Annotated in this window: 5 protein-coding genes; 3 read left to right on the top strand and 2 right to left on the bottom strand. The window is 64.4% G+C overall.

Going from position 1 to position 4446, the window contains the following annotated elements:
- Positions 1–50 precede the first annotated feature (50 nt).
- The 3 genes from CV1CTNOD_RS22685 (at position 51) to CV1CTNOD_RS22695 (ending at position 2550) form a co-directional block, all read left to right on the top strand.
- Entirely contained in the window at positions 51–980 is a 930-nt protein-coding gene (locus tag CV1CTNOD_RS22685; protein ID WP_165485681.1) for a glutamate ABC transporter substrate-binding protein, read from the top strand.
- A gap of 74 nt (positions 981–1054) precedes the next feature.
- Positions 1055–1705: an amino acid ABC transporter permease gene (locus tag CV1CTNOD_RS22690; RefSeq protein ID WP_131787985.1), complete on the top strand. Its 651-nt coding sequence runs from the start codon at positions 1055–1057 to the stop codon at positions 1703–1705.
- A complete protein-coding gene (locus tag CV1CTNOD_RS22695; RefSeq protein ID WP_131787986.1) occupies positions 1702–2550 on the top strand; it encodes an amino acid ABC transporter permease in 849 nt (282 codons plus the stop codon). Before CV1CTNOD_RS22690 ends, CV1CTNOD_RS22695 begins: the two co-directional genes overlap by 4 nt.
- Here the strand turns inward: CV1CTNOD_RS22695 and CV1CTNOD_RS22700 are convergent.
- Both CV1CTNOD_RS22700 and CV1CTNOD_RS22705 read right to left on the bottom strand, forming a co-directional pair.
- Positions 2521–3423, bottom strand: coding sequence for an ABC transporter permease (locus CV1CTNOD_RS22700; RefSeq protein WP_131787987.1), 903 nt, complete (start codon positions 3421–3423; stop codon positions 2521–2523). The genes CV1CTNOD_RS22695 and CV1CTNOD_RS22700 overlap by 30 nt on opposite strands.
- Before the next feature lie 19 nt (positions 3424–3442).
- Positions 3443–4446, bottom strand: a 1004-nt coding sequence (locus CV1CTNOD_RS22705; RefSeq protein ID WP_242606940.1) for a PhnD/SsuA/transferrin family substrate-binding protein, incomplete at its 5' end; no start/stop codon positions are given.

The following is a 4446-nucleotide window of genomic DNA, read 5'->3' on the forward strand; positions in this document are numbered from 1 at the left end:
GCCCTGCCCCGTCCTCGTCCCCAGCCGATATATCCCCCGAAAGGACAACCATGCGGATTCCGCAGTTCCTGATCCAGCAACATCCGTTCCAGCCGCACTCACTTCGACGACGACGGTTGGTGACGGCTGTGCTCGCCGGCGCCGTCGCGCTCGCCGCTGCCGGCTGTGGAAGTGACACAACTGGTGCAGAGAGAGAAATTCAGGTCAAACCCACCTTCGCCGCCGGTACCACGATGGCGAAACTCGCCGAGGCGGGGAAGGTCACCGTTGGCACCAAGTTCGACCAGCCGCTGTTCGGGCTGAAGGGCTTGAACGGCGAGATCGCGGGATTCGACACCGAGATCGCGAAGATCATATCTGCCGGCCTGGGGATCAACCCGGGCGACATCACCTTTGTCGAGACGCCGTCGGCCCAGCGTGAGGGCGCGATCCAGCAGGGCAAGGTCGACTTCGTCGTCGCCACCTACACCATCAATGACAAGCGCAAGCAGCTCGTCAGTTTCGCCGGACCGTACTACCAGGCCGGCCAGGACATCATGGTGAAAAAGGACAACACCACGATCACCGGGCCGGAATCACTACGCGCCGCGAACGCGAAGGTCTGCTCCGTCTCCGGCTCGACCCCGGCCGAGAAAATCAAGGAATACGTCGACACGTCCAACATCGTGCTCTTCGACGTCTACTCCAAGTGCGCGGACGCGCTGCGTACCGGCCAGGTCGACGCCGTCACCACCGACAACGTCGTCCTGCTGGGCCTTGTAGACTCCAGCGGCAGTGCCTTCAAGCTCGTCGGCAAGCCCTTCACCACCGAGCCCTACGGTGTCGGCATCAAAAAGGGTGACACCGCCTTCTGCCATTTCATCGACGAGCAGCTGACCGCGGCGTCGGCAGACGGGCGCTATGCCAAGGCGTGGGAATCCACGGCGGGCAAGGTCGCCAAGACCACGCCGACCCTGCCCACGCTCGCCTCCTGCTCCTGATCACCATAACTTCGTGACCCCGCAACCTTTGTAACCTTGCAGTCTCCTGAGCCAACGCCACCCCGGGAGCCGCCATGGATGTCATCACCGACAACCTGGGCCTGTATGCCAACGGCCTGTTGGGAACATTGAAAATCTGTGGTCTGGTTGCCGTGGCGGCGTTGCTGCTCGGGATCGTTCTCGCGGGATTCCGGGTGTCGCCGGTGCCACCCCTGCGTGCCGTGGGCACCGCCTATGTCACGCTGGTCCGCAACTGCCCCCTGACGATTGTCCTGTTCGCCTTCGCCTTCGGCCTGCCGGAGGCGGGGGTCAACGGCTCGTACTTCACCTTCGGGGCCGCCGGGCTCACCGTCTACACCGCCGCATTTGTCTGTGAGGCGGTACGCAGCGGAATCGGGGCGGTGGAAGCAGGCCAGGCGGAAGCCGCCCGCTCGATCGGCCTCACCTTCGGCCAGTCGTTACGGCTGGTCGTCCTTCCACAGGCGATCCGGGCGGTCATCCCCCCGCTGGGAAATGTCGCGATCGCGATGGTGAAGAACTCCGCGATCGTCGGTGCGTTCGGGGTCGGCGGCGAGCTCTACAGCGTCGCGAGCACGCTGAACGGCGCGAGGGGTGAACCCGCGTTACCGGTCTACTCCGGCGTTGTGCTCGGATATCTCGTCATCATCATCCCCGCCGGCCTGCTCGTGCTGGTGGCAGAGAAACGGTTCAGGGTGACACGGTGAGCGGCTCGGTTCTTCACGATGCTCCGGGCCCGCGCGGACGCCGGCGTATCGCCGTTGCCAGCGCCGTCGTCAGCCTCGTCCTGATCGGCCTGGTGGCGTTGGCCGCCCGCCGGCTGGCGGCCAACGGACAGTTCGACAGCAGCAAATGGAGCCCGCTGTTCAACCCGGGCGACGAGGACTTCCCGGACCTGTGGCGCCTTCTCGGCGGCGGCCTGCTGCACACCCTGACAGCCGCTGCCCTGGCCATGTCCTTTTCCCTGCTGTTCGGTGTTCTCATCGCGACGACCAGGATCTCCGCCGCGCGGTGGTACCGGTGGGCCGTCGTCGGGGTGGTCGAACTGCTGCGCGGTGTACCCGTGGTCATTGCGATCTTTTTTGCCGCGCAGGTTCTCCCGGCCTATGGATTCAGGCTGCCGCTGCTGTGGTACATCGTGATCGGTCTGACGGCCTACAACTCGGTGGTCATTTCCGAAATCGTCCGTGCGGGCATACTCGCGGTACCGAAAGGGCAGACCGAGGCAGCGTCAGCCCTGGGTCTCACCCGCGGCCAGACACTGCGGATCGTCCTGCTGCCACAGGCATTCCGCTCGATGCTGCCGGCTGTGATCAGCCAGCTCGTGGTGATTCTCAAGGACACCTCGCTCGGAGCTTTCATCTCTTACGAGGAACTGTTGCGCCGGGGTCTGATCGCCATTCAGACCCTACGCAACCCGATCCAGACCTACCTGGTCATCGCCGGTATCTTCATACTCGTCAACTACCTGGTGACCAGGTTGGCGACCTACCTGGAGGCGAGGCTGTCCGGCCGGGTGGGGTCACGTACCCGCGAAGCCGCGACGCCATGACAGTAGGCTCCTTTCCAGAAACCGGACGATGCCGTCGCTGAGCAGTCCCAGCAGTCCGTAAATCGCGAGACAGAGAACGATGATGTCGGTCCGGTTCCAGGCCTGCGCATGGTTCAGCAGGTAGCCGATGCCGCGGTCGGTGTTCACCTGCTCGGCGAATACCAGTAGAAGCCATGCCACGCCGAGTGCCCACCTCAGGCCCACCAGGAAGCCGGGCACCGATCCCGGGATGATGACGCGCCGGATGAGGCCCGGCCGGCCGAGTCCGAAGATCATACCCGCCTCGACCAGTTTGGCGTCGACGCCCCGGATCGCGGCGAACGTGTTCATATAGATCGGAAAGACCACACCTATGACGATAAGGAAGATCTTAGCTTCCTCCCCGATTCCGATCCAGACGATGATCAGTGGAAGTAATGCGATGACCGGGATCGTCCGGAGGAAATTCATGGACGAGTCGACGACGTCCTCACCCAACCGGAAGAATCCCGCGACAACCGCCAGCGACAGACCGATGGCCACGCCGAACAGAAGTCCCCAACCCACTCGGTAGAGTGAGCTGCCCAGGGCGTCCAGCAGCTCACCGCTGCCCCACATTTCCCGCCCCGCCGCCAGTACGGTGCCGGGTGAGGCCAGCGATCGGCTGCTGACGATCCCGAAACTCGTCACCAGCTGCCACGTCAGGTAAAGAAGAAACGGGCCGGTGAGCCGGCGCACCCATCGGGGTATTTTCCGTCGGCCCCGGACGGTACGCCACTGCCTGCCGTGGTCCCGCGACGCCGGGACGGCCCGGTGGGTGCGCTCGGCCGTTGTGCCGCTGCCGTCGCGGTCACCTGTCGTCGCCGTGGACTCACGTGAGATGGTCTCGGTCATGCGCTTCTCTTCCGCCTGGTCAGGTCGCTGGGACGGCAGTGGAAAGGGGCGCGCTGAACTCCTTGGCGACCGCCGCGTCGAACTCGTCGTCGACGTTCAGGGCCTTCGGCAACTCGCCGACGCCGATGAGAAGCCTGGCCTGGACCCGCTGGCTCTCGACGAAGTCGTCCGGCACCGGGCCGTAACGGGTTGCCGGCAGGCTGGCGAAGTACTCCGCGGAAGCCGCCGGATCCTGATGCAGTTGCTTCACGTAGTAGGCATCGACCCAGCCCGCAGGATTTGCCTTGGGCCAGGTGGACGCCTTGGCCAAACGGACCAGAAAGTCCTGGATGACGGCCCGCTTGGCGGGGTCCTTCAGGGAGTTCTTGGCCGCCAGGATCACACTGTACTGGGGTATCGGTTTGGTCTCGACCTCTACTACGTCCGGATTCTTTCGGAAGTATGTCTGGATGAACTGCCGGGTGTAGACGACCGCGTCCACCGTCCCGGATTCAAGAGTCGCCAGCAAACTCGTGCCGGGGATGTTGACAGCTGTGACGTTCTCCTGCGTGAGCCCGACGCTGTCGAGCTGGTTGAGCAGGTATCCGTGCAGCGACGTGCCGGTGGTGAACGCGACCCGCTTGCCCTTCAGGTCGGCCACGGTCCTGATACCCGACTGGCGGGTAGCGATGATGGTCTGGCTGTTCACCGTGGACTTGGAGATCGCGACGACAGTGACGTCGGCGTGCGCCGCGTTCGCGAACAGCACCGGGGTGTCACCCATCGTTCCGATGTCGATCTTGCCGGCGCTGAAGGCCGCGTTCATGTGCGGACCGTCGGCGAAGGTGTTCCACTGCAGGTCATAGGGGGTTCCTTGGCTCTGCCCGGACAGCTCCAGGGGCAACTGGAGTCCCTTACTCTGGTCGCCTATCCGCAGCGTTAACCTGTCACCCGCATGCGTCCCCGCGGACCCGTCGCGCGAGGACGTCGAGTTCCCTCCGCATGCGATGCCGGCGACGGCTATGAGGGCGATGAGCACGGCGG

Origin of the sequence: Protofrankia symbiont of Coriaria ruscifolia, assembly GCF_900634745.1 — a bacterium.
GTDB lineage: Bacteria > Actinomycetota > Actinomycetes > Frankiales > Frankiaceae > Protofrankia > Protofrankia californiensis.